The organism is Agrobacterium sp. 16-172Ci (genome assembly GCF_053522725.1).
In genome coordinates this window covers 59383-81991 of the sequence record NZ_JBNWBW010000002.1, presented here as the reverse complement: position 1 = coordinate 81991, position 22609 = coordinate 59383, and the positions used below count along the sequence as shown (strand labels likewise).

The window sequence follows — 22609 nt, the reverse complement described above, 5'->3', positions numbered from 1 at the left end:
CTCGCGGTCAGTGTCAAAGGAAATCGTTCAATCGTGGTGGAAGGTTTCTTCCATCATCGCCCACCACTCGCCTTCCTTCCGGCTTTCGAGCGGTTGCTGGCAGGGAATGGTGAAGGACCACCATTCCTGGTTCTTGGGGCTTGCGGCCATCTTCGCCATGTCGGCGCTGATATCGCTGCCGTGATATTCCCAGTAGCCGAAGAGCAGATTTTCCGGCTCGCGCAGGAAGATCGTGTAGTTGTGTATATTGCAGTCGCTGATAAGCGCCAGAACTTCAGGCCACACAGCCGCATGCAGCCTTTTATACTCCGCGATCATCTCCGGTTTGACGCCTATGACCATGCCCATGCGCTGCATGAAAAACTCCGTTATTGCTTGATGGTGGCGAGCGCAGCGCGCAGCTTCGACTGTGGCAGGCTCAATCCCAGCCGTTCCGCTGCGGCAATGATCGGGGCGAAGCGGCGGCGTTTCTTTTCATCGTGGTTGCCGGCGATATCGGAGAGCCGATGGGCGAGAAAGGGATTGCGCAAACGCTCCCGCAGCACGCCAATATAGGCCTGCGCATCATCCCCCATGCCTTCAGCAGCAAAAACCGGCAGAACCTCGTCCCGCCAAAGCGTCTCAAGATCCGTAACGAGAGCATCGTCGGCCATTGCCTGACGCACCGTCTCGTCCTTCGCACGCGCATCCTGCAACCAGCGTTCCGCCAGATAGGAGTGGCCGAGATTGAGCAGGAAAAGCTTCAGCTTTTCATAGTGATCGAGATCGTCCGTCAGCACCACGGCAGGGTGCGTGCAGGGAAGGACAAGCCCGTCCTGCTTCTCTATAGCCCATAGCGCATAGGGTTCCGCCACGGCACCCACCGGGTCGATAGGCTCGGAGACGATGCGATCCACCAGACTATTGGCGAAACGGCACTTCTCATTCAGATAAAAGGCAAAACCAGCCGGCAATTGCCACTCATCGGCAAGCCGGCGAATGACCTGTTTCAGCCTTTCGCCATTGCGCGGCACGAGTTCGCAGGGGAAGATGGAGACAGGTGCTTCCGGATTGCACTGAAAACGCTCCAGCAGCAACATGCAGAGTTTCGCCGGAAAGCTTTTCGGTACAACCGTGAAATCGCCAGCAAGCCCGGCATTATCCGCCGAATCCAGCTCATAACCGCGATCGCCCGTATTGGACAGAATGACCGCGGCCTCGCAGGCAAGTCGGCGCACATCCGCCCAGTCGGTCGCAGCCGTCAGCGCCCGCGCGACAGCCCCGCCCTGAATTTCCTCGTCCACTTCCTGCCCCTCGCGGATGCCGCGAATGCGCACGGGGTAGGGGACGCCGCTGTTCAGCGCCGCAACACGCTTCAGGCTCTCCGCATTGCCGGTCGTCTGGACAATCGCGATGCGCCCGATAGCCTCGCCCTTTTCCAGCGCCTGCGAAACAAAGAGATCCGCATGCGCCAGAAGAAAGCGGCTGGTGCCGAATTGCAGGATGGGCGTATCGGGCGTCATGCGACCTCCACCATGCCCTTGATAACTCCGGCCTTCGGATCGGTCAGACCAGCGAATCTGGAGGGCACATCGGCAAGCGTCATGCGATGGGTGATCAGCGCTTCCGGTACCTTGCCTTCGCGCAACGCCTGCAGGACGCGTTCGAAATCCTGAGGCGTGGCATTGCGGCTGCCGAGCAGCGTCGTCTCCCGCTTGTGGAACTCCGGATCGTTGAAGCTGATATCGCTGGCAACGATAGAGACCAGCACATAGGAACCGCCATGGCCGACAAAGGAAAAGCCGCGCTCCATGGCTTTCGGATTGCCGGTCGCATCGAAGACCGCATCGAAAAAATCGCCGCCGGTGATGTCGGAAAGGCGATCCCTGTCGCCCTCGCCGAGCGCCACCGTATGGGCGACGCCGAGATGCTCCTTACAGAACTCCAGCCGGTCGGTGCGTCCGTCGATCATCGTTACTTCGCCGCCATCAAGAACCGCAAAAACCGCAACCGCCATGCCAATCGGGCCGGCGCCGACGATCAGAACCTTCTGCCCCTTCTCGACTGCGCCACGGCGCACCGCATGCGCACCGATAGCCAGAAATTCGGTCATCGCCGCCTGATCGAGACTCAACCCCTCTGCCTTCAGCACGAATTGTTGCGGCACGCTCAGATATTCGACCATGCCGCCATCGCGATGAACGCCCAGCACACCGATATTGCGGCAGCAATTGCTCTTGCCCTTCAGGCAGGCGCTGCATTTGCCGCAAGAGATATAGGGAATGACGGTGACCACATCGCCGGCGGACAGATGGCTGCCTTGCGGCGCTTCTTCCACCGTGCCGGAAAGCTCATGGCCCATGATGCGTGGATAGGAAAGATAAGGCTGGTTGCCGGTGAAGATGTGCAGGTCCGTGCCGCAAACCCCGATGCGGCGAATACGCACCAGCACTTCACCTTCGCCACGGACTGGTTTCGGCAGTTCCTTGGAGACGAGTTGACCTGGGGTTTCGCAGAAAATCGCCAGCATGCATCACCTGTGGGAAAGGGAATAAAAACGGATGGCGTTACCGCCGAAAACTGCCGCATGGTCCTCTGCCGGCACGATATCGCGGCAGAAATCCAGCCATGCCTGATAATCGCCCGCCAGCCGCAACACCGGCCAGTCGCTGCCAAAAATCACGCGGTTGCCGCCAAAGAGTTCCAGGATGGTCTCGGCATAAGGCCGTACCGCTTCCGGCCGCTGCTCACCGCGCTCGGTCAGCAGACCGGAGAGTTTACAATGGACGTTCGGGAGAGCCGCCAGAGCGGCCATATCCTTACGCCAGTCGCTGTAGTGACCGGTAGCAATCAGGGGCTTCGCGCCATGGTCGATGACGACCGCCAATTGCGGATGGCGGCGGGCAAAGGCGAGGAGATGCGGCAGATTAGGCGGCAGGACCAGCGCATCGAACGTCAGACCATGTTTTACCAGCGCCGCCACGGCGGGATCGAGTGCCGGATCATCGATCCAGGCGACATCCTCCATGCCCTGCAACATCGGGCGGACACCCTTGAATGCCGGATGTTTTGCCCGACGGGCGATTTCACTCGCTGCATCGGCGGATTTCATGCCCACCCAGCCGACCACACCCTTGATGAAATCGGTCTTTTCCGCCAGGTCCAGCATGAAATCCGTGTCGGCCGCCGTCTCCATCGTCTGAACTAGCACGGTGCCGGAAACGCCGGCAGCGGCCAGCAAAGGCGACAGATCAACGGGGAGAAAATCCCGGTAGATGGCGGCGAGCGACGGCGGCGGCCATTGCCCGGCGCGATCTTTCATCAGCCAGAAATGCTGGTGGGCATCGATGAGCATTGCCTCAGGCCTTCCCGCCGGGCACCGGCGCGCCTTCAGCAATCAGGCCGCGCCTGTGCAGTTCGGACCAGAATTCATCCGGGATAGACTGCTCGAACCACTCGATATTGGAGGCGAGCTGCTGCGCATTGCGCGCACCCGAAACGACCGTGACCGACGCCGGATGGGCAAGCGGAAATTGCAGGGCGGCCGCCTGCAGCGATACGCCGAGTTCCTCGCAAACACCCTGCAGCGCATCGACACGCGTGAGAATATCGGCAGGCGCGTCGGCATAATTGAATTTGCGGTTGCCGGCCAGAATGCCGGAATTGAATGCACCGGCGACAACGATGGCGACACCGCTTTCGGCGCAACGGTTCATGAAAGCAAGGCTCTGCTGCTCCAGCAGCGTATAGCGGCCGGCGAGCATGGCGACGTCGATATCGAAGACATCCATGGCGTCGCTGACGATTTCCCACTCATTGACGCCGAGGCCGACGGCCCCCGTCGATCCTTCCTCGCGCAGCTTGCCAAGCGCGCGGAAGCCACCGCCGGTGGTCAGTTGCTCCCAGTAATGCTGGTGCTTTTCGCCATGGGTGAAGGAGCCGATATCATGCACATAAAGAATATCCGGCTTCAGAACACCGAGCCGTTGCTGGCTTGCTTCGAAGGAACGCAGGATACCGTCATAGGAATAATCATAGACCGGGCGGAACGGCAGGGGCGCTATATAGGCATCCTCCTCCGGACCGACGGTCTCGTCAGGTACCATCACACGGCCGACCTTGGTGCTCAGCGTATATTCGTTCCGGTCATGCTCCGTCACCATTGTGCCGAGGCGGCGCTCCGACCGCGTATAGCCGTAAAACGGCGCGGTATCGAAATAACGCATGCCGCTTTCCCATGCCTTGTCGAACGCACCCTTGGACTCTTCATAGGGCGTGACGCGGTAGAGATTGCCCATCTGGGCGCAACCGAGGCCCATGACGGTGACGTCGACGGCGCGGCGCGGCAATTTACGTGTATCGGAGACTTTCATCGCAGGGACTTTCCAGCTTGTCTTTGGAAAGACGCGCCGCCGCAAAGCGGCGCGTCATCACGCAATCAATAAAGAACGTTCTTGGCTTCGGGCTTTTCGATATTGTCCTTGGTGACAACAACGACGCCAGTGTCGACGAACTTCTCGACCTTTTCCTTGCCGATGAGCTTGGAAATGGTCTCTACGCCCTTTTCACCCATCTGATAGGAACCCTGAACCACGATACCGGCCAGCGTGCCATCCTTGACGAAGCCCTGAAGGTCCTGGTTGCCGTCGAAGCCGATGGCGACGACCTTGCCGGCCTTGCCGCTCTGGGCGAGCGCGCGGCCGACGCCGATTGCCGTCGGCTCATTGGCGCCAAAAATGCCCTTGAGATCGGAATTGGCGGCCAGAACGTCGGTCGTCTGGTTCAGCGCGGTCGCCATCTGCGACTGCGAATAGAACGGGCCGACGATCTTCAGGTTGGAGTTCATCTGGATGTAGTCGGTGAAACCGCCGACACGGCCGATTTCCGAACCTGCACCGGCGACATAGGACATGACGGCGATCTTGCCTTCCTTGCCCACCTTGTCGATCAGCGCCTGCGCTGCCAGTTCACCGGCTTTCTTGTTATCGGTCGCCAGAAACGACTGGTAATATTGCTCCGAGCCCTTTGCGAGCTGCGAGTCGATCAGAACCACCGGAATACGGGCTTCCCAGGCCTTCTTGACGGCAGGCACCAGCGCGTCCGGATCGGAAGGTGCCAGAACAATGCCCGCGACCTTACGGTTGATGGCGTTTTCGACCATGTTGACTTGGTCGGCAATGGCGGACTCGGCAGCCGGCCCCTGGAAGGTCATGGTATTGCCGGAAGAGTTCTTCATCGCCGCATCAGCGCCCTTCTGGACGTTCTGCCAGAAGGTGGAGTTGACGGTTTTGACGATGACGGCGATTTCACCGGCCTGCACGGTGGAAACGCTCCACAGCGCAATTGCGGATGTCAGAAGGGCAGTCGCAATTTTCTTCATTTCTTCCTCCGTGATGTCGGCATACCGGGCCTCCCCTTGCCGATCTTTTTTGCGGAAAGGGTCCGCAGGCCCTTGATCAGCGGCGGTTGCGCAACTGGTCGATCCAGACGGTGACCAGAATGACGAGGCCGATGATGATCTGTTGTGTGAAGGCGGAGACGCCATTCATGTTGAGACCGTTGCGCAGGATGCCAATGACGAAAGCGCCGATGGCCGTACCGGAAATCGTTCCCACGCCGCCGATCAGCGATGTGCCGCCGATAACGGCGCTGGCAATGGCGTCCAGCTCATACATCACACCCTCGTTCGGCTGGGCGGTGACGAGGCGAGACATCAGCACGCAGCCCGTCAGCCCGGCGAGCGTGCCGGACAGGATGTAGGTGAAATTTGTGACGCGGGCGACATTGACGCCGGAAAGGCGCGCGGCTTCGGCGTTGGAACCGACAGCGTAAATGTGACGGCCGAGGATCGAGCGGTTGAGCATGAAGGAAACGGCAAGCGCAATCACCACCATCAGGATGACGGGGTAGGGGATGCCGGGAAACACCACATTCGGAAAGCCGTCGTCACCGATAGTGACGATGCGGAAGAGGGCGCCATTGCCGAGTTCGCCGAAAGATTCGCCGAGGCCGGAGACGGCGCGCGCACCGGTGATCTGCAGCGCTACGCCACGAGCGATCAACATCATGCCGAGGGTGGCGATGAAGGGCGGCAGCTTGAAACGGGTGACCAGAAGACCGTTGATGAGACCGCAGAGCGACCCCGTCAGAATGCCGAGCAACATGCCGACCGGCACCGGCATGCCGAGTTCCTTCACCGCAAGGGCGGCGACGACACCGGCAAGCGCAAGCACAGAACCGACGGAAAGATCGATGCCGCCGGTGATGATGACACAGGTAGCCCCGATGCCGAGCAGCGCGATGGACGTGACCTGCAACGCAATCGTCATGCCGTTATTGACGGTGAAGAAGGCGCTGCTGGTGGCGGAAAAGACCGCGACAAGCGCAAAGAGGCTGCCAAGTGCGGCAAACTTCTGGATAATATCCTTCTGGCGGTCGCTGACTGCGAAGCTCTTCTTGGGTTCTGCAATATTGGCCATGTCGTTCCTCACTGCGCGGTCCGGCCGTAACCGGACGCATACCGCATGATTTCTTCCTGATTGGTCTTGGCGGTTTCGAGCACGCCCGTAATCCGGCCCTGGTGGAAAACGGCGATACGATCCGTCAGCCCAAGAATTTCCGGCAGTTCCGAACTGATGAGAATGACGCCGATACCCTGTGCGGCGAGCTCGTCCATGATCTTGTAGATCGCGAATTTCGCGCCGACATCGATGCCGCGTGTCGGCTCGTCGAAGAACAGCACGCGAGATTGCCGGAACAACCATTTGCCGATGATGATTTTCTGCTGATTGCCGCCGGAAAGCAGCCGCACCGTCTGCCCGATCGAGGGAGTACGGATATTCAGGAGATCGACGTAGCGCTTTGCCACATCGTCATGTTTCTTGAAATCGATCAGGCCGAAACGGTTGGAAACCTCGCCGAGATTGGCAAGCGTCGTATTGGCCGCCACCGACATCTTGATGGCGAGGCCATCGCTTTTGCGGTCTTCCGAGAGATAGGCGATGCCTTCTTCGATGGCGTCCTGCGGCGAGCTGATCGAAAGCTCCCGCCCGTTGAAAACGATCCTGCCCGCATCGAGCGGATCGGCGCCGAAGATGGCCCGGGCGACTTCGGTGCGGCCAGCACCCATCAGCCCGGCAAAACCGAGGATTTCACCACGTCGCAGCGAAAAACCGACGTCGTGGAACACGCCGCTGCGCGTCAGGCCCTCGACGGAAAAAATAACATCTTCCGTGGGGCGCGATGTACGCTCGGGGAATTTGTCTTCCAGCGAACGCCCGACCATGCGCGTGACGATGTCGTCAACGGTGATCGAAGCGAAATCGTCGGTCGAAATATAACGTCCGTCACGCAGAACCGTCACACGGTCGACGATTTCGGCCATTTCATCGAGACGGTGGGAAATATAAACGATCCCGACACCGGATGCCTTGAGATCGCGGATGACCTTGAACAGGAGCCGCGTCTCCTGCTCGGTCAGCGAGGAGGTCGGCTCATCCATGATGAGCACTTCAGCGTCAAGAGAAAGCGCCTTGGCGATTTCCACCATCTGACACTGGGCGACCGAAAGGCCGCGGACGATCTGGTCGGGGTCGATGTCGACACCCAGCCGGTCGAGACAGCGCTTGGCATCGAGGCGCAGCTTCTTGCGGTCGACGAGGAAACCGCGACGCGGTTCGCGCGCAAGATAGATGTTTTCGGCAACGGAAAGATGCGGAACGAGGTTGAGTTCCTGATGAATGATGGCGATGCCGGCGGCTTCGGACTCCAGCGGCGATGCATATTGCACCTTTACACCTTTATGAAGGATGGTGCCGTCGCTCGGCTGATAGACGCCGCTGACGATCTTCATCAGCGTCGATTTTCCCGCACCATTCTCACCGCAGACGGCATGCACCTCGCCGGCGCGCAGATCGAAATGCACGTTCGACAGTGCTTTGACGCCGGGAAATTCCTTGCTGATGTTATCGAGGCGCAGAAGCACCGCGCGCTGTCCATGCGCCATCTGTTCAGGCGAAAAATCGCCCCGAATTGTCGATGCGCCCTGCGACATCTGGAAACCTCCCACCCGTATCCCCGCTCCACCGGGGCCATGAACAGGCCAAATGGTTAGGCCGGTTTTTTAGAATGGTCAAGCCAATTAGTCCAAAATTTGCGAAGCCATATCCAAAGCGGAAGCGACACATGAAACAATAACCAATAATAAATGAGTTATTTCATATGCTTAAGTAATTCCTTGCGTATTGAAACGCTTGGCGTTACGGTAAGGCCAAATACGGATTGCAGACAGGACTCGTCGAAAAACACATGAGTGGTCAGGCCAAAATAGCGGAACCGCGCAGGCTTTATCAGCAGATTGCGGACCAGATACGTGAACTCATCGATATGGGTGAATTCCTGCCCGGCACGCGGCTTCCCGCCGAACGCGAACTTGCACAGAAGCTCGGCGTATCGAGGCCTTCCTTGCGCGAGGCGCTGATTGCGCTTGAAATCGACAACACCGTCGAAATTCGCATGGGTTCCGGGGTTTATGTGTCGGCGGAAGCGTTGCAGACGACCCACCATACCAAATCGCTCGGTGACAGCCCCTCCGAACTGATGCAGGCGCGCGCTGCGCTGGAGGGTGCCACCATCGTGCTGGCGGCAAGCCGGATGACCGATGAGACAATCGCGGCCCTCCGGCAAATACTCAATACCATGCAGCGGGAAATCGAGGCCGGTCGCAAGCCTCTGGATCAGGATCGGCTGTTTCACGTCACCATCGCCGAGCAATCCGGTAACAGCGTTTTGGCCCGAATGGTGGCCAACCTCTTCGATGAGCGCCACAGCCCCATTTCGGCCCAGCTTCGCGTGAAATTCGAAGACCGCGATACCTGGACCCATGCGCTTCAGGAACACGAGGCCATTCTGGCGGCGCTTGAACTGAAAGATCCGCTGCTGGCGCAGGCCGCCATGCATACCCATCTGGAAGGTTCGAAGAGACGCTGGGTCGAAAACTGATCTGGAAACATAGCAGGCAATATACCGGGAGGAGGAAAACCCGTGAGTGAGAATTCCGAGGCAACCATTTTGCTGAACGCCAACGACAATGTTGCGGTGGCACGTCGGTCCATTCCGGCCGGCGGCGCGACGGGCAGGGGCGATCTGGCGGCGCTCGAGCTGATCGGGCGCGGGCACAAGGTGGCCCTCAAATTCATCAAATCGGGCGATGAGGTGCTGAAATACGGACAGGTCATCGGTATCGCCACCCAGGATATCGAGCCCGGCCGGCACGTGCACCTGCACAATCTCGCCATGGTGCCTTCCGAACACGCGCATCAGTTCAGCGTCGATATCGAAGAAAAGGGCATGGTGCCGGAAGCCGAACGCCGAACGTTCAAGGGTTATGACCGCGGCCTCGGTGGCGTCGGAACGAGAAACTATATCGGCGTCATCGCTTCGGTGAACTGTTCCGCCACGGTGTCGCGTTACATCGCGGATTATTTTAACAAACAGGGCGGCCTTGATGGTTTCGACAATGTCGATGGCGTCGTGGCGCTGACCCATGGCGGCGGCTGTGCGCTGAATACGAAATCGGAAGGTTACCGCCTGCTGATCCGCACTATTCAGGGCTATGCCCGCCACCCGAATTTCGGCGGAATTCTGCTGATCGGCCTCGGTTGTGAAACCAACCAGATCGCGCCCATTCTCGAACATTACAAGATGGAAGAGGGTGAGCGGCTGCGCACCATGACGATCCAGCAGCATGGCGGCACCCGCAAGACAATCGATGCGGCGATTGCCGAGATCAAGGCCATGCTGCCGATGGTCAATGCCGCCCGCCGTACGGAGCAACCGCTTTCCAAGCTGAAGGTGGCACTGGAATGCGGCGGCTCGGATGGTTATTCCGGTATTTCGGCCAACCCGGCTCTGGGTTATGCCTCTGACCTCATCGTCCGCAACGGTGGAACCACGGTCCTCTCCGAGACGCCGGAAATTTACGGCGCTGAACACCTCCTGACAAAGCGCGCCGTCACACCTGCCGTCGCCGAAAAGCTGCTACAGCGTATCGACTGGTGGCGTGATTATACCGCCCGCAATGGCGACGAACTCAACAACAATCCCTCCCACGGTAACAAGCTTGGCGGCCTCACCACCATTCTGGAAAAATCGCTGGGCGCGGTCGCCAAGGGCGGCTCCATGCCGCTGAAGGCGGTTTATGAATTCGCCGAAACCGTAACGGAGCAGGGTTTCGTCTTCATGGATACGCCCGGTTACGACCCTGTTGCCGTCACCGGCCAGGTCGCCGGCGGCTGCAACGTCATCTGTTTCACCACTGGCCGCGGCTCCGTTTCGGGCTTCAAGCCGTCACCCTGCATCAAGATCGCCACCAATTCCGAAATGTATGAACACATGAAGGAAGACATGGATATCAATTGCGGTGAGATCGTCACCGGCGCTGAAACCATCGAAGAATCCGGCAAACGAATTTTCGAGCATATTCTGGCGGTGGCCTCCGGCGAAAAGACCGTCAGCGAGATCTACGACTACGGCGACAATGAATTTGTACCGTGGCAGGTCGGCGCAGTGACCTGACCGAAAATTAAAACTGTCCCACGTGAAACAAAAGGCCCGGAAAGTGATTGCCGGGCCTTTGTTATTTCAGGTTGTTTCCGCGTTTAGTGGCGGAAGTGGCGCATGCCGGTAAAGACCATCGCCACATTATGCTCATTCGCGGCGTCAATCACTTCCTGATCGCGCATGGAGCCGCCCGGCTGGATGACGGCGGTGGCACCTGCGGCAATCGCAGCGAGCAAACCGTCGGCAAAGGGATAAAATGCTTCCGAAGCGACGGCGGAGCCGCGCGTCAACGGTTCGGCAAGGCCAAGAGCCTTGGCGGCATCTTCCGCCTTCTGGGCAGCGATACGAGCCGAATCCACACGGCTCATCTGGCCCGCGCCGATGCCAGCCGTCTGCCCGTCCTTTGCGTAAATGACGGCATTGGACTTCACATGCTTTGCGATCTTGAAAGCAAACTTCATGTCTTCAAGTTCCTGCGGCGTCGGCGCACGCTTGGTGACGACCTTGAGGTCCAGATCCTCGACCATGCCATTGTCGCGGCTCTGCACCAACAGGCCGCCCGAGACGGTCTTCGCGGTAATACCAGCGGCGCGCGGATCAGGCAGGCCACCAGCGGCCAGAAGGCGCAGGTTCGGCTTGCGGGCAATGATGGACTTGGCTTCTTCGGTAACATCAGGCGCGATGATGACTTCAGTGAAGAGCTTGACGATTTCTTCCGCCGTTTCCGCATCGAGCGTGCGGTTCAGGGCGATGACGCCGCCAAAGGCCGACACGGAATCGCATGCCAGCGCCCGCCGGTAGGCTTCGGCAAGTGTCGGACCCGTCGCCACACCGCAGGGATTGGCGTGCTTTATGATGGCGACTGCCGGCGCATTTTCCGGCAGGAATTCCGCCACGAGCTCGTAAGCTGCATCGGTATCATTGATGTTGTTATAGGAAAGCTGCTTGCCCTGAAGCAGCGTCGCCGTTGCAACGCCCGGACGCTTTTCGCCGGTGAGGTAAAAACCAGCGCTCTGGTGCGGGTTTTCGCCATACCGCATCTTTTCCTTCAGCGCGCCGCCGATAGCGCGGTAATCCGGCGTTTTGATCGCAAGCGCCTCGGCAAACCAGTTGGAAATCACCGCATCATAGGCGGCGGTGCGGGCATAGGCCTTGGCGGCAAAACGCTGGCGCAGCGCATAGGATGTCTGGCCGTCATCGGCCTGCAGGGCTTCAACCAGATCGGGATAGTCAGACGGATCGGTAACAACAGTGACGTAAGCATGGTTCTTGGCGGAAGCGCGGATCATCGCCGGGCCGCCAATATCGATGTTCTCCACCGTCGTCGGATAATCGCCGCCCTTGGCGCGAACTTCCTCGAAGGGATAGAGATTGATGACCGAGAGATCGATTGCCTCGATGCCGTGCGCCTTCATCGCCTCGACATGTTCCGCATCGTCCCGGATGGCCAGAAGCCCGCCATGGACATTCGGATGCAGTGTCTTGACGCGGCCATCCATGATCTCGGGAAAATTCGTTACGTCGGAGACATCCGTCACCGGCAAGCCTGCTTCGGCAATGGCCTTCGCCGTTCCACCGGTCGACAGAAGCTTGACGCCAAGCTTCGACAGAACCGTCGCCAGCTCGATAATGTCAGTCTTGTCGGACACGGAAAGAAGCGCCGTACGGATTTTGACCTTATCGGGGGCGGGGATTTTCTTGGACACGACGGCCATCAGGCATACTCCGTTTAACGGGGAGGACAGGCTGGAATGGGATTGATCCAGCAATTGCCGCCGCGTTAACACAGCTTACCGGATTAATAAACAGCGGGGATGCCGAACGGAGAAAACTATGGTGGTTTTTGACCGGCACCGCCGGAAATTGTCTACGCCTGGCGTTCGATGAGCCAGCGGATTTCCCGCGTATTTGCGAGATTGAAGGGGAGCTCGATCTGCTGCGACGGGCGCATACCGGATGCATCGGCCATGAAGACATCCTCGGTGACGAAAAGCTCCAGCCCCGGTGCGGAAAACAGCCAGACGGTTCCATCCGCTGCCTCCAGATAGGCGGACTCCTCATCCCGCTGGTGTATCTGAATGTGGGGATGAATATGAAAACGTGAAACCGCCGTGACCGACTGCAATTGCGTTTTTACCGCACTCGCATCGGCCCGAAGCAGATCCCGACCCTTTATCTTGGTGCCGGCCGCATTCAATTCTATTTCCCGCTCATGGTGGCAGCCGAAATTCTGTAAATAACCGTCATGAGACGCCCAGAGAACGTCATTGCCGTTTGCATCCGTTCCACGCCGGCTGTCGACGTGGCTGACGCCTGATACCATGATCGGACCAAGCAACCGCGAGCGCGACAGTCTGCACGATGATGTATCCGCAAGCGTGACGGTGGAATGCGCCGCCGTGGAACGGCTGGCCCGCTGATATTCCGGCGCGGCGTTTCGTGGAAAGCCGGAATTGACGATGAAGCGGTTCTTGCCACAGGACATTTCGAAAGACAGGCAACCCGAATGGGCATTGCGTGAAAGCTCCGCCGAGCCGGGATAGCCCGTATCCACGATGATGACCGTATCGTCTGTCGCAAGCCGGTGGTAGTTCACGTCCGGCAGGAACTTGGAGGGCCGGCCGGCCGTTTCGTCATAACGCAGCACGGAAACGAGCTCATTGGCGAGCGTCGCCGTGGCGCCGTTGAACAGCGCGAGATCGCCGCCCTGATGCCGGAAGAACCGGATCGCCGGGAACATGCGGTCTATCGCCGGCACCAGGCCGGAGGGCAGATCATGGCCAAGATTGATATAACTTTGCCGAAGCGGCAGGAGATCGAGCAGCAGGTCCAGCATGACGCGTGGATTGCGGGAAACATGCCCGCCATCGGGCAGAATCTGGCGTTCCATTTCCTGAGCCAGCTTCATTCCATTCCGCGTGATCCGCGAAAGACGCGTTGGCATGGCGATGGAAGCCATGGCCAAGGCAATCCTGATCCTCAGTCGCGCTTCGCCATCCGGCGCGTGTCTGACGATTCTTTCGAGATAACGCACATGAAAGGCGAGGCTTTTCAGGAACCGGCGATAAAAGCCGGCATCGGCCTCGTATAAAACCACGGGAGAGTGCGAAAGCCAGGCAATCAGCCTTTGTGCGGCGATTTCCGGCGACCAGGCAGTGCCTGCAAGCCGTTTGCCATGAAGCACCATCCATTCCACAACGATACGGCGCGCCCGTTTGCAGGCCTCGCTCGATTTATCGGAGCGAATATGCCGTAGCCAACTGAATGCATGCAGCCGTTCTTCAAAGACCGCCGAGGGATATTCCACCTGGAATGGCGAAGCTCCCCCGGTTTCGACGACACGCCCGGCCAGCGCGATGCGGCCCCGCAACAGTTCCTCGGCGAAATAGGGATCGATGGCTCTGAGATCGGTCGGCGCCGCCACCAGACCGTCTGGCGCACGGGTGGCAAATCGCGACACATGCAGGCGCAAAGGGGTGAGGCCGACACACAGATGACGATACGCCATCCGCGACAGAAGACCGGCGGCATTCATGCTGCCTGCAAAGGACCCTAACAAGCTGTGTTTCCCGTTTCACATGTTTTGTTTTTATCAGTGAACCGCGACGACCGGAACGTTTTCGATAAATATCTAATGATTCGCGAAAGCTTGGCTTTTTTCTACTTCTTACGCAAGACACTGCTAAAAAACCCATCGACGCCGCCGAACATGTCCGGTGTCGTGCGAAGATCGCCATCGGGGCTGATAGCCGCTTCCATTCCGGGCCAATCCTCGCGGCGGACGGCAACACGCTCCACACCCGGATTTTCCGCCAGAACCTCGGCAATCATCGCTTCTCCTTCGGAAGGATCGAGCGAGCAATTGGAGAAGACCACCAGGCCGCCGGGGCCAACAAGCGTCAGCGCATGCCGCAGCATCTGGCCCTGAAGGGCAGCGAGTTTGGCAATGTCGTTCTCATCCTTGGTCCAGCAGACATCGGGATGTTTGCGAAGTGTCCCGGTGGAAGAACAGGGCGCATCGAGGAGGACTGCGTCAAAAAGCTGTTCCGGCTGGTACTTCAGCATATTGACTTCCACCGTTTCGGCACGGAGGCCGAGCCGGTCGAGATTTTCCCTGAGGCGACGAAGACGGTTACCGGACTGATCCAGCGCCGTCACATTGGCGCCCGCCAGTGCAAGCTGCGCGGTCTTGCCACCCGGAGCAGCACAGAGATCTGCGACACGTTTACCCGCTATGTCGCCCATAAGCCGAACCGGCATGCTGGCGGCGAGATCCTGCACCCACCACGCACCTTCAGCGAAGCCTTCAAGCGACGGGATCTGCCCCTCGAATTCACCCAGGCGCACGCTGCCATTCGGCATGAGCGTACCGCCCAGTTTTTCCGCCCAGAGAGCAGGATCAGCCTTAATCGTCAGATCAATTGAGGAGGGTGTCAGCTGCGCCTCCGAAATCCTTTGCGCAACCTCATTGCCGTAAGCGGAAACAAGCCGCGCATGGAACCAGTCCGGCAGTACCGGAACGCCGGCGACAGCCTTCTCGATATCCGCTTTTTCACGACCGAGCCGTCGAAGAACGGCGTTCACCAGTTTGACGAAACGCCGGTTGCGCGGATCGCGGTGAGCCTGCTCCACGGCGAGATCGACAGCGGAATGATCCGGCACATCGAGGTAAAGCATCTGCGCCGCACCGACGACGAGAACGTGATGCAGCGAACGCGCGCCCTGCGGCAGCGGCCCATCCAGCAGCATCGACAATGCCGTTTCAATCCGCGGGAGGTGCCGAAGCGCGCTGTTGACGATGGCTCTCACCAGCGCCCGGTCCGCAAGCGACAGGGCTCGATAGACGGGATTGCCGTTTTCGCTATCGAGCATCCCATCCAGCGAGGTCTTCTTTTCCAGAACGGCCGCCAGAATGCGGGTCGCGGCGATGCGCGCGGCGAGGCCCGGCTTGTCCTGGAAAGACGAAGGGCCGTCTTCACGGCCCCTCCCATTTGCCGGTCTCGGTTTTCTGGACCGCGCCGGCTTATTCTGAATATCGGATGTCAAGACCACGGCCCCTTGCGCTCGTTTTCATTGCCTCGTCCCCAGCCTGTTTTGGGAACGGAGCCTGATTTGCGCAGAGGTCTATCACCCGATGGCGGCGGCGTCGATCCTCGCGGGGAAAACTCCTGTGCCATGGCATGCAGCGCGGCCACGCGGTTTTCCGTATTCGGATGCGTGGAGAAGAGATTGTCCATGCGCTCGCCGGAAAGCGGATTGATGATGAACATATGCGCCGTTGCCGGGTTACGCTCGGCATCGTCATTGTGGATGCGCTGCGCCATGCCCGAAATCTTCTGCAAGGCGGAAGCAAGCCACAGAGGGTTGCCGCAGATTTCCGCGCCGCGCCGGTCAGCGGAATATTCCCGCGTACGGCTGATCGCCATCTGCACCAGCATCGCTGCCAGCGGCGCCACGATCATCGCGACCAGCACGCCGATAAATCCGAGCGGGTTATTGTTGTTCTCCCGGTTGCCACCGAAGAAGAAGGCAAAATTGCCGAGCATGGAGATGGCGCCCGCCAACGTGGCGGTGATTGTCATGGTCAGCGTATCCCGGTTCTGCACATGCGCAAGCTCATGCGCCATGACACCGGCCACTTCCTCGGGCGTGAGACGCTCCAGCAGTCCTGTCGAAGCGGCAACAGCGGCATTCTGCGGATTCCGCCCGGTCGCGAAGGCATTGGGTTGCGGGCTATCGTAAATATAAACCTTCGGCATCGGCAGACCGGCATTCTGCGACAGGTCGCGGATCATGTGAAAAAATTCGGGCGCATTCGCCTCGTCGATCTCCCGCGCATGATAGGCGGAGAGAACCATCTTGTCGGAGTTCCAGTAGGAAAAAATATTCATACCGGCCGCGATGACCAGGGCAATCATCATGCCGCCCTTGCCGCCAATCAGAAAACCGACACCCATGAACAATGCGGTCATGAAGGCCAGAAGCATTGCCGTGCGCATCATGTTCATCCGTTAAACTCTCCTCGTCACTCACCGGGAATATTCCGGGGTTTATAAAGCCCCTCGGATTATATAATCTGGTAAGCGGCAAACGTATTTCAATATCCCGTCATAGGGAGGATTTCATGCAGAATGCGGATAATGACAACGCCACAGACAGTGGCACGGAAAGTGTGAAGCGACTTTCACCGGCGGCGCAAAGAGCGTTGAAAGAAGCGGAAGAACGGCGCAGGCAACAGGCCGATCTCCAGTTGCCGCCGGAAACCGGCGGCCGGGGCGGCGCGGAACCCGTGCGTTTCGGCGATTACGAAATAAAAGGCCGGGCCATCGATTTTTGAGCGCCACACATAAAAATACCCGCCAAAGGCGGGTATTTTATATTTTCAAACAAATAGTTATTTATTTCTGCTCCAGAAGGCGGCATACCGCTTCAAGCTGCTCCAATGTGCGGTAACCGATACGGATTTGCCCCGATCCGCCCTTGTGGCTGATCTTCACATCCAGCCCGAGAGCATCAGACAGGCTGCGTTCGAGCGCGATCGTATCGGAATCCTTTTCCGCCGCAGGTCGCTTGTCCGCAACATCGCCCTGCGATTTGATATCGTTCTGCGCCAGGCGCTCGGCATCACGCACCGAAAGTCCCTTGGATACGATTGTTTTCGCGAGCGTCGCCGGATCGGAGGTGGAAACAAGCGCGCGGGCATGACCTGCGGAAAGCGAGCCATCCGCCAGCATATCCCGTACCGGATCGGGAAGCTTCAAAAGCCGCAGGCTGTTGGCAACGTGGCTTCGGCTCTTGCCGATGATTTCGCCGAGATCATTCTGCGTATAGCCGTGTTCGGCGATCAGCTGCTCGTACCCCATCGCTTCTTCAAGCGGATTAAGGTCGGAACGCTGTACGTTTTCGACAATTGCCAGTTCCAGCGCCGTGCGATCATCCACATCGCGAACGATGACGGGAACATCGGTAAAGCCCGCCAGCTGCGCCGCACGCCAGCGCCTCTCGCCCGCAATAATCTCGTACCGGTTGACTTCCACCGTTCTTACGACCACAGGCTGAACAATTCCATGCTGACGAATGGAGGCAGCAAGATCCTGCAGCTCGTTCTCATCGAAATGACGCCGCGGGTTCCTCTGACTGCGAGCGATGAATTCGATGGGAATGGTACGATCGGCGTTAACAGCGCGCTGGGGCTCACCCACGGGCACAGGCTGGTCCATTTCTCCGATCAATGCGGCAAGACCGCGCCCCAGCCGACGCTTGGAAAGATCATCACTCATAAGATATTACTCCATACATTCCGGCAAACGTCAGGCGGCTTTACGCAGACGCTCTCTCTGAATCACTTCGGACGCCAGTTGCAGATAGGCCTGGCTGCCAGCACATTTCAGATCATAGAGAATTGCCGGTTTACCATAGGACGGCGCTTCGGAAACACGCACATTGCGTGGAATGAGCGTGTGGTAAACCTTTTCGCCCAGATGCGTGCGCACATCCGAAACAACCTGCTGTGCAAGATTATTGCGCGCATCGAACATCGTAAGAACGATGCCCTGTATATCCAGCTGCGGGTTCACCGATCCACGGATCTGACTGACCGTATCCAGCAACTGACTAAGGCCTTCCAGCGCAAAGAACTCGCATTGCAGCGGCACGAGCACGGAATGTGCGGCCGTCATGGCATTCATCGTCAAAAGATTGAAAGACGGAGGGCAGTCGACGAGAATATAGGAATAGCCTTTGGCTTCCTGCGTCTCCATGGCCGCACGCAGCAGGAAAACGCGGTTGGAAACATTCGCGACCTGCATCTCGAAACCGAGCAAATCCATTGTGGAGGGTACGATGTCGAGATTGGGAACGGCGGTAGGAACAGCAACTTCCGCTACCCCATGATCTCCAACCAGAAGATCGTAGGACGAAAGCTTGCGCTCCTTGCGGTCGATTCCAAGCCCGGTACTCGCATTACCCTGCGGGTCCAGATCCACAATCAGCACGCGCTCGCCAATAGCCGCCAGCGCGGTAGCCAGATTAATGGCGGTTGTTGTTTTACCAACGCCGCCTTTCTGGTTTGCAACTGCGATAATTCGGTTTTTTTCCAAAGTCATGCCGCACCTGGCCAGCTTATCAGCGCCTCAAAGCGAGGTTGCTGATTTCAAGAACAACAGAATCTGCCTCAATGGCACTCTGATGTTTTACCAGATCAAACTCCCAGCGACCATGTGCTTTCTGCACTTCAGAATCATAATCCCTGCCTTTATTAAAATAGGCCTTGAGATTTGGGTTATTCTGCGCCCAGGGATGAATATAATCGAAAAGCAGATCCAGCTCGGCGAGCGCGCGCGCTGAAACGGCCTCGCAATTTTTGATGATTTCCGGTGCTTTCTCGATCCTGACGGGGTGGACTGCACCTCTTGCACCCGTTTCCTTCAGTGCAATTCGCAAGAATGCCGCCTTTTTATTGTTGCTTTCGACCAGATCAACCCAACCTTCGCCAAGCTCCGCCAGAAAAATCGCGGTGACGACCCCGGGAAATCCGCCGCCGCTTCCAAGATCAATCCACTTTTTTGGCTGAGGAGAGAGCTGGAATATCTGCGCGCTGTCGGCCACATGGCGGTTCCAAAGCTCGGCAAGAGTGGAAGGCGCTACCAGATTTGTGGTTCTGTTCCACTTCTTAAAAAGCTCGACAAAATGTTCGAGCCTTGCCTGTGTTTCACGTGAAACACTCTGGCCGTTTATCTTCATAATCCGACTCGCTATTGGTGCATGCGTAATTTTTCACTTCGCGTTGCGGAATCCTTCCGCAGAAGTGCGAGCAGCAGCGATATCGCAGCCGGCGTCATGCCGTCAACACGAGCGGCCTGGGCAATATTCTCAGGACGGGCTTTTTCCAACTTTTGTTTAAGCTCATTGGAAAGGCCGGACAGACTCTTAAAATCAAAATCATCCGGGATTTTTCTGTCTTCGTCCCGCTTGATATCGATGATATCGGCGCTCTGTCTCTGCATATAGACCGCGTAACTCGCCTCGATCTGCAAGACCTCGGCAACTTTTCCGTCAATAGCACCCAATTCCGGCCAATGTCCGGTAAGGACTTCGAGAGTCATATCCGGATAGGCCAGCAATTCATAAACGGACCGGCGTTGGCCGTCCTGATTAAGTTTCAACCCCTGCTTCGCCGCCTGGGATGGGCTGATGGAAATCGCCTTCATCAGCTCTCGACCGCTATCCAGATCAGAAATGAAATTGGCGAAGCGTTCCTGCCGTTCACGGCCGACAATGCCAGCCATCTGGCCAACTGGTGTAAGCCGCAGATCCGCATTGTCTACGCGCAGCGAAAGACGATACTCCGCTCTGGACGTAAACATGCGATAGGGTTCGCTGACACCTTTCGACGTCAGGTCATCAATCATGACGCCGATGTAAGACTCGGTTCGGCTAAAATAGATAGGATCGGCATTGCCCGCATAAAGCGATGCATTCAAGCCGGCGACGAGACCCTGAGCGCCCGCCTCTTCATAACCCGTCGTACCATTAATCTGACCGGCCAGAAACAATCCGGGAATCTTGCGGCATTCCAGCGACGGCTTCAGCTCTCGCGGATCGACATAATCATATTCGATCGCATAACCCGGCTGCAGAATCGTCACCTGTTCAAGGCCCGGTATCGTTCGGATAAATTGCTCCTGAACAGAAGCGGGAAGCGACGTCGATATGCCGTTTGGATAAATGGTGTGATCGTCCAGACCTTCCGGCTCGAGGAATATCTGGTGACCGTCCCGTTCACCGAACCGGGTGATCTTATCCTCAATCGACGGGCAATAACGCGGACCGACCCCTTCGATCTGTCCAGAATACATCGCCGACAGATGAATGTTGTCCTGAATGATCTTGTGGCTAGCCGGGGTGGTGCGAGTTACACCACATTCTATTTGCGGATTGAGAATACGATCCGTCATAAAGGAAAATGGGACAGGATCCTCATCGGCGGCCTGCCGATCCACCGCATTCCAGTCAATCGTCCGTCCGTCCAGTCGGGCAGGGGTGCCGGTTTTCAGGCGACCCATAACGAGGCCCAGCCGCGAGAGCGTGTCCGAGAGGCCGACAGACGGCATTTCTCCCACACGTCCCGCCGGAATCTTTTCGGAACCGATATGAATGAGACCACGCAGGAAGGTTCCGCTCGTCAGCACAACCGCGCCACAAGGAATCCGGCTACCGTTCTTCATGATAACGGCTGCGACGCGATCATCGGCCATCTCAATATCGAAAGCATCGCCTTCAATAATGGTGAGGTTTTCAATCGCATCGATCTCGCGTTGCATGGCTTCGCGGTAAAGCCGCCGGTCGGCTTGCGTGCGCGGACCACGCACGGCCGGTCCCTTTTTGCGATTGAGCATGCGGAATTGGATGCCCGCTGCATCGGCAACACGACCCATCAAGCCATCCAGCGCATCGATCTCACGAACGAGGTGTCCCTTTCCCAGACCGCCAATGGCGGGGTTGCAGGACATGACGCCGATCGTCTCACGCTTGTGGGTAACAAGGGCGGTTTTTGCACCATGCCTCGCAGCAGCGGCCGCGGCTTCGCTGCCCGCGTGGCCACCGCCAATAACAACGACATCGAATGACTGGTGCATATCCCTGCGCCCTGTTCTCTCAGCATCGACATCGCCGCTCGGCCGCCGATGTTTCACGTGAATCATTTTCCTATGCAGAATTCCGAGAAGATCACGCCTAGCAAATCTTCCACATCAACACGGCCGGTGATCCGTCCGAGCGATGTCGCCGCGAGTCTTAAATATTCCGACCTTATCGCAAGGTCCAGGGTCTCGGAATCGAGCGCATCACTAACATAGTTCAGCGTCTCTTCAAGTCGTTTTTTATGTCTCGCGCGCGCCGGAACCAAAGTCTGGCCGGCACCGACGCGTTTTTCTATCTCCTGCCTCAGCATCGAACGCAGTTCGCTCAGGCCTATTCCTTCCTTGGCTGAGATAGACAAATCAAATCCATCATCCAAGACAGGGGAATGAAGCGCTGTTTTCGTTCTAACTCGCAAGTAACTCTGGTTCTTGAATGATTCGAAATTTTGTTTCGGAAACGAATCCTTATCCTGCAGCAGCAGAATGAGGTCTGCTGTTTCCGCTGTCAGAACCGCGCGCCGGACACCTTCGAGCTCCACGACATCCTGTGTTTCCCGTATCCCTGCCGTATCGAATATCCGGACGAGATATCCTTCCAGATTGATGTCAACGCTCAAGACATCTCTCGTCGTGCCGGCAATATCGGTAACGATCGCAACATCGCGGCCGCTAAGAGCATTCAACAGAGTGGATTTGCCCGCATTCGGTTCACCGACGAGCGCGACCTTGAACCCATCGCGAATGATTTCTCCGCTTTCGCCACCCTGGAGATGATCGCCGATTTCCTTTTGGAGAAGCGCCATGGCTTCCCAAACCTGAGCCGCCACGGAATCCGGAACATCCTCCTCGTCGGCAAAATCCAGTTCCGCTTCGATGAGCGCGCGAGCGCGCGTCAGGCGGCTGGCCCAGCCATCATAGAGCGCCGACAATTTGCCACTGCTCTGTTCCACCGCCAACCGCCGCTGCATTTCCGTTTCAGCCTGCAACAGATCGGCGAGGCCTTCTACCTCAAGGAGATCCATCTTCCCATTCTCGAAGGCTCTACGGGAGAACTCACCGGCATCGGCAGGCCGAAGTCCTTCGAGATTTTCAAGCTCGGCAAAAATCGAAGCCATGACCGCGCGACTGCCATGGCTATGAATTTCAACACAATGCTCACCCGTGAAGGAATTTGGAGCCGGAAAGACGATGACCAGCGCCTGGTCGATGATCTCATCGTTTCGATTCCGAATCGAGCAGAGCGTCGCCTTTCGTGGTGAAGGAAGTTCCCGGCCCGTCAACATCTCCAAGGCATCGAAAGCCTTGGAGCCGCCGATCCTGATAACAGCCACACCGGCCGGCAGAGCACCGCTGGAGAGCGCATAGATCGTATCGGCGGAAGCTGGCATCATTCACCTCGGTCTAAAACAGTCAAGCCGCATCCGAATAAA

At 58.0% G+C, this 22609-nt stretch carries 20 protein-coding genes; 3 read left to right on the top strand and 17 right to left on the bottom strand.

The genetic code is table 11. The features are described 5' to 3' along the window. Positions 1-27 precede the first annotated feature (27 nt). From ACQZ40_RS03410 to ACQZ40_RS03375, 8 genes are all read right to left on the bottom strand, one after another. On the bottom strand, positions 28-357 hold the full coding sequence (locus tag ACQZ40_RS03410) for an L-rhamnose mutarotase (protein ID WP_065656842.1): 330 nt from the start codon (positions 355-357) through the stop codon (positions 28-30). A gap of 11 nt (positions 358-368) precedes the next feature. After that, on the bottom strand, positions 369-1502 hold the full coding sequence (locus ACQZ40_RS03405; RefSeq protein WP_448747400.1) for a mannitol dehydrogenase family protein: 1134 nt from the start codon (positions 1500-1502) through the stop codon (positions 369-371). Continuing rightward, positions 1499-2509: a zinc-binding alcohol dehydrogenase family protein gene (locus tag ACQZ40_RS03400; RefSeq protein WP_220317773.1), complete on the bottom strand. Its 1011-nt coding sequence runs from the start codon at positions 2507-2509 to the stop codon at positions 1499-1501. Before ACQZ40_RS03400 ends, ACQZ40_RS03405 begins: the two co-directional genes overlap by 4 nt. Positions 2510-2512: 3 nt before the next feature. Next, positions 2513-3334, bottom strand: a complete 822-nt coding sequence (locus tag ACQZ40_RS03395) for an amidohydrolase family protein (RefSeq protein ID WP_448747399.1) — start codon at positions 3332-3334, stop codon at positions 2513-2515. Positions 3335-3338: 4 nt separating this feature from the next. Continuing rightward, positions 3339-4352, bottom strand: a complete 1014-nt coding sequence (locus ACQZ40_RS03390; RefSeq protein WP_125146792.1) for an aldo/keto reductase — start codon at positions 4350-4352, stop codon at positions 3339-3341. A 65-nt stretch (positions 4353-4417) separates the two neighbouring features. Beyond that, positions 4418-5359, bottom strand: a complete 942-nt coding sequence (locus ACQZ40_RS03385; RefSeq protein ID WP_003520222.1) for an ABC transporter substrate-binding protein — start codon at positions 5357-5359, stop codon at positions 4418-4420. Positions 5360-5435: 76 nt separating this feature from the next. Beyond that, positions 5436-6458, bottom strand: a complete 1023-nt coding sequence (locus ACQZ40_RS03380) for an ABC transporter permease (RefSeq protein ID WP_065656837.1) — start codon at positions 6456-6458, stop codon at positions 5436-5438. A gap of 8 nt (positions 6459-6466) precedes the next feature. Further along, positions 6467-8032 carry a sugar ABC transporter ATP-binding protein gene (locus ACQZ40_RS03375; RefSeq protein ID WP_161987780.1) on the bottom strand — a complete coding sequence of 522 codons (1566 nt, stop codon included), beginning with the start codon at positions 8030-8032 and terminating at the stop codon, positions 6467-6469. Positions 8033-8286: 254 nt separating this feature from the next. Here ACQZ40_RS03375 and ACQZ40_RS03370 point away from each other — a divergent pair, with 254 nt between their 5' ends. Both ACQZ40_RS03370 and ACQZ40_RS03365 read left to right on the top strand, forming a co-directional pair. Beyond that, entirely contained in the window at positions 8287-8979 is a 693-nt protein-coding gene (locus ACQZ40_RS03370; protein ID WP_174039755.1) for a FadR/GntR family transcriptional regulator, read from the top strand. A gap of 42 nt (positions 8980-9021) precedes the next feature. After that, positions 9022-10554, top strand: a complete 1533-nt coding sequence (locus ACQZ40_RS03365; RefSeq protein WP_065656835.1) for a UxaA family hydrolase — start codon at positions 9022-9024, stop codon at positions 10552-10554. Positions 10555-10637: 83 nt separating this feature from the next. Here the strand turns inward: ACQZ40_RS03365 and purH are convergent, their stop codons facing one another. The 4 genes from purH to htpX form a co-directional block, all read right to left on the bottom strand. Next, complete coding sequence (purH, locus tag ACQZ40_RS03360; RefSeq protein ID WP_065656834.1) at positions 10638-12254, bottom strand: bifunctional phosphoribosylaminoimidazolecarboxamide formyltransferase/IMP cyclohydrolase; 1617 nt, start codon at positions 12252-12254, stop codon at positions 10638-10640. 152 nt (positions 12255-12406) lie between these two features. Then, positions 12407-14074 carry a heparinase II/III family protein gene (locus tag ACQZ40_RS03355; RefSeq protein ID WP_448747495.1) on the bottom strand — a complete coding sequence of 556 codons (1668 nt, stop codon included), beginning with the start codon at positions 14072-14074 and terminating at the stop codon, positions 12407-12409. Between the two features lie 125 nt (positions 14075-14199). Continuing rightward, on the bottom strand, positions 14200-15585 hold the full coding sequence (locus tag ACQZ40_RS03350) for an RsmB/NOP family class I SAM-dependent RNA methyltransferase (protein ID WP_338811013.1): 1386 nt from the start codon (positions 15583-15585) through the stop codon (positions 14200-14202). Next, the gene (gene htpX / locus ACQZ40_RS03345; RefSeq protein ID WP_003520211.1) at positions 15582-16547 is read right to left on the bottom strand and encodes a zinc metalloprotease HtpX; all 966 of its coding nucleotides are present in this window, start codon (positions 16545-16547) and stop codon (positions 15582-15584) included. The genes ACQZ40_RS03350 and htpX overlap by 4 nt, the downstream gene beginning before the upstream one ends. 116 nt (positions 16548-16663) lie before the next feature. Here htpX and ACQZ40_RS03340 point away from each other — a divergent pair, with 116 nt between their 5' ends. Further along, entirely contained in the window at positions 16664-16876 is a 213-nt protein-coding gene (locus ACQZ40_RS03340) for a DUF1674 domain-containing protein (RefSeq protein ID WP_142844455.1), read from the top strand. Positions 16877-16937: 61 nt separating this feature from the next. On the opposite strand, the gene ACQZ40_RS03335 is transcribed toward ACQZ40_RS03340, so the two are convergent. The 5 genes from ACQZ40_RS03335 to mnmE all read right to left on the bottom strand — a co-directional run bounded on the left by ACQZ40_RS03335 (position 16938) and on the right by mnmE (position 22570). After that, the gene (locus tag ACQZ40_RS03335) at positions 16938-17819 is read right to left on the bottom strand and encodes a ParB/RepB/Spo0J family partition protein (RefSeq protein ID WP_433822621.1); all 882 of its coding nucleotides are present in this window, start codon (positions 17817-17819) and stop codon (positions 16938-16940) included. A 30-nt stretch (positions 17820-17849) separates the two neighbouring features. After that, positions 17850-18644, bottom strand: coding sequence for a ParA family protein (locus ACQZ40_RS03330; protein ID WP_125146788.1), 795 nt, complete (start codon positions 18642-18644; stop codon positions 17850-17852). A gap of 19 nt (positions 18645-18663) precedes the next feature. Then, positions 18664-19281, bottom strand: coding sequence for a 16S rRNA (guanine(527)-N(7))-methyltransferase RsmG (rsmG, locus tag ACQZ40_RS03325; protein WP_433822622.1), 618 nt, complete (start codon positions 19279-19281; stop codon positions 18664-18666). Positions 19282-19292: 11 nt separating this feature from the next. Beyond that, the gene (mnmG, locus tag ACQZ40_RS03320) at positions 19293-21176 is read right to left on the bottom strand and encodes a tRNA uridine-5-carboxymethylaminomethyl(34) synthesis enzyme MnmG (RefSeq protein WP_433822643.1); all 1884 of its coding nucleotides are present in this window, start codon (positions 21174-21176) and stop codon (positions 19293-19295) included. Positions 21177-21238: 62 nt separating this feature from the next. Further along, positions 21239-22570 (bottom strand): tRNA uridine-5-carboxymethylaminomethyl(34) synthesis GTPase MnmE, encoded by a 1332-nt coding sequence (mnmE, locus tag ACQZ40_RS03315; RefSeq protein WP_448747398.1) that lies wholly within the window; start codon positions 22568-22570, stop codon positions 21239-21241. Positions 22571-22609: the final 39 nt, after the last annotated feature.

Coding starts and splice junctions, on each gene's coding strand:
- ACQZ40_RS03335 (WP_433822621.1), bottom strand. CDS start 17,819: ATGAGTGATGATCTTTCCAAGCGTCGGCTGGGGCGCGGTCTTGCCGCA.
- ACQZ40_RS03340 (WP_142844455.1), top strand. CDS start 16,664: ATGCAGAATGCGGATAATGACAACGCCACAGACAGTGGCACGGAAAGT.
- ACQZ40_RS03375 (WP_161987780.1), bottom strand. CDS start 8,032: ATGTCGCAGGGCGCATCGACAATTCGGGGCGATTTTTCGCCTGAACAG.
- htpX (WP_003520211.1), bottom strand. CDS start 16,547: ATGAACATGATGCGCACGGCAATGCTTCTGGCCTTCATGACCGCATTG.
- ACQZ40_RS03385 (WP_003520222.1), bottom strand. CDS start 5,359: ATGAAGAAAATTGCGACTGCCCTTCTGACATCCGCAATTGCGCTGTGG.
- ACQZ40_RS03355 (WP_448747495.1), bottom strand. CDS start 14,074: ATGAATGCCGCCGGTCTTCTGTCGCGGATGGCGTATCGTCATCTGTGT.
- ACQZ40_RS03390 (WP_125146792.1), bottom strand. CDS start 4,352: ATGAAAGTCTCCGATACACGTAAATTGCCGCGCCGCGCCGTCGACGTC.
- ACQZ40_RS03330 (WP_125146788.1), bottom strand. CDS start 18,644: ATGACTTTGGAAAAAAACCGAATTATCGCAGTTGCAAACCAGAAAGGC.
- mnmE (WP_448747398.1), bottom strand. CDS start 22,570: ATGATGCCAGCTTCCGCCGATACGATCTATGCGCTCTCCAGCGGTGCT.
- ACQZ40_RS03370 (WP_174039755.1), top strand. CDS start 8,287: ATGAGTGGTCAGGCCAAAATAGCGGAACCGCGCAGGCTTTATCAGCAG.
- ACQZ40_RS03400 (WP_220317773.1), bottom strand. CDS start 2,509: ATGCTGGCGATTTTCTGCGAAACCCCAGGTCAACTCGTCTCCAAGGAA.
- ACQZ40_RS03395 (WP_448747399.1), bottom strand. CDS start 3,334: ATGCTCATCGATGCCCACCAGCATTTCTGGCTGATGAAAGATCGCGCC.
- mnmG (WP_433822643.1), bottom strand. CDS start 21,176: ATGCACCAGTCATTCGATGTCGTTGTTATTGGCGGTGGCCACGCGGGC.
- purH (WP_065656834.1), bottom strand. CDS start 12,254: ATGGCCGTCGTGTCCAAGAAAATCCCCGCCCCCGATAAGGTCAAAATC.
- ACQZ40_RS03380 (WP_065656837.1), bottom strand. CDS start 6,458: ATGGCCAATATTGCAGAACCCAAGAAGAGCTTCGCAGTCAGCGACCGC.
- ACQZ40_RS03405 (WP_448747400.1), bottom strand. CDS start 1,502: ATGACGCCCGATACGCCCATCCTGCAATTCGGCACCAGCCGCTTTCTT.
- rsmG (WP_433822622.1), bottom strand. CDS start 19,281: ATGAAGATAAACGGCCAGAGTGTTTCACGTGAAACACAGGCAAGGCTC.
- ACQZ40_RS03410 (WP_065656842.1), bottom strand. CDS start 357: ATGCAGCGCATGGGCATGGTCATAGGCGTCAAACCGGAGATGATCGCG.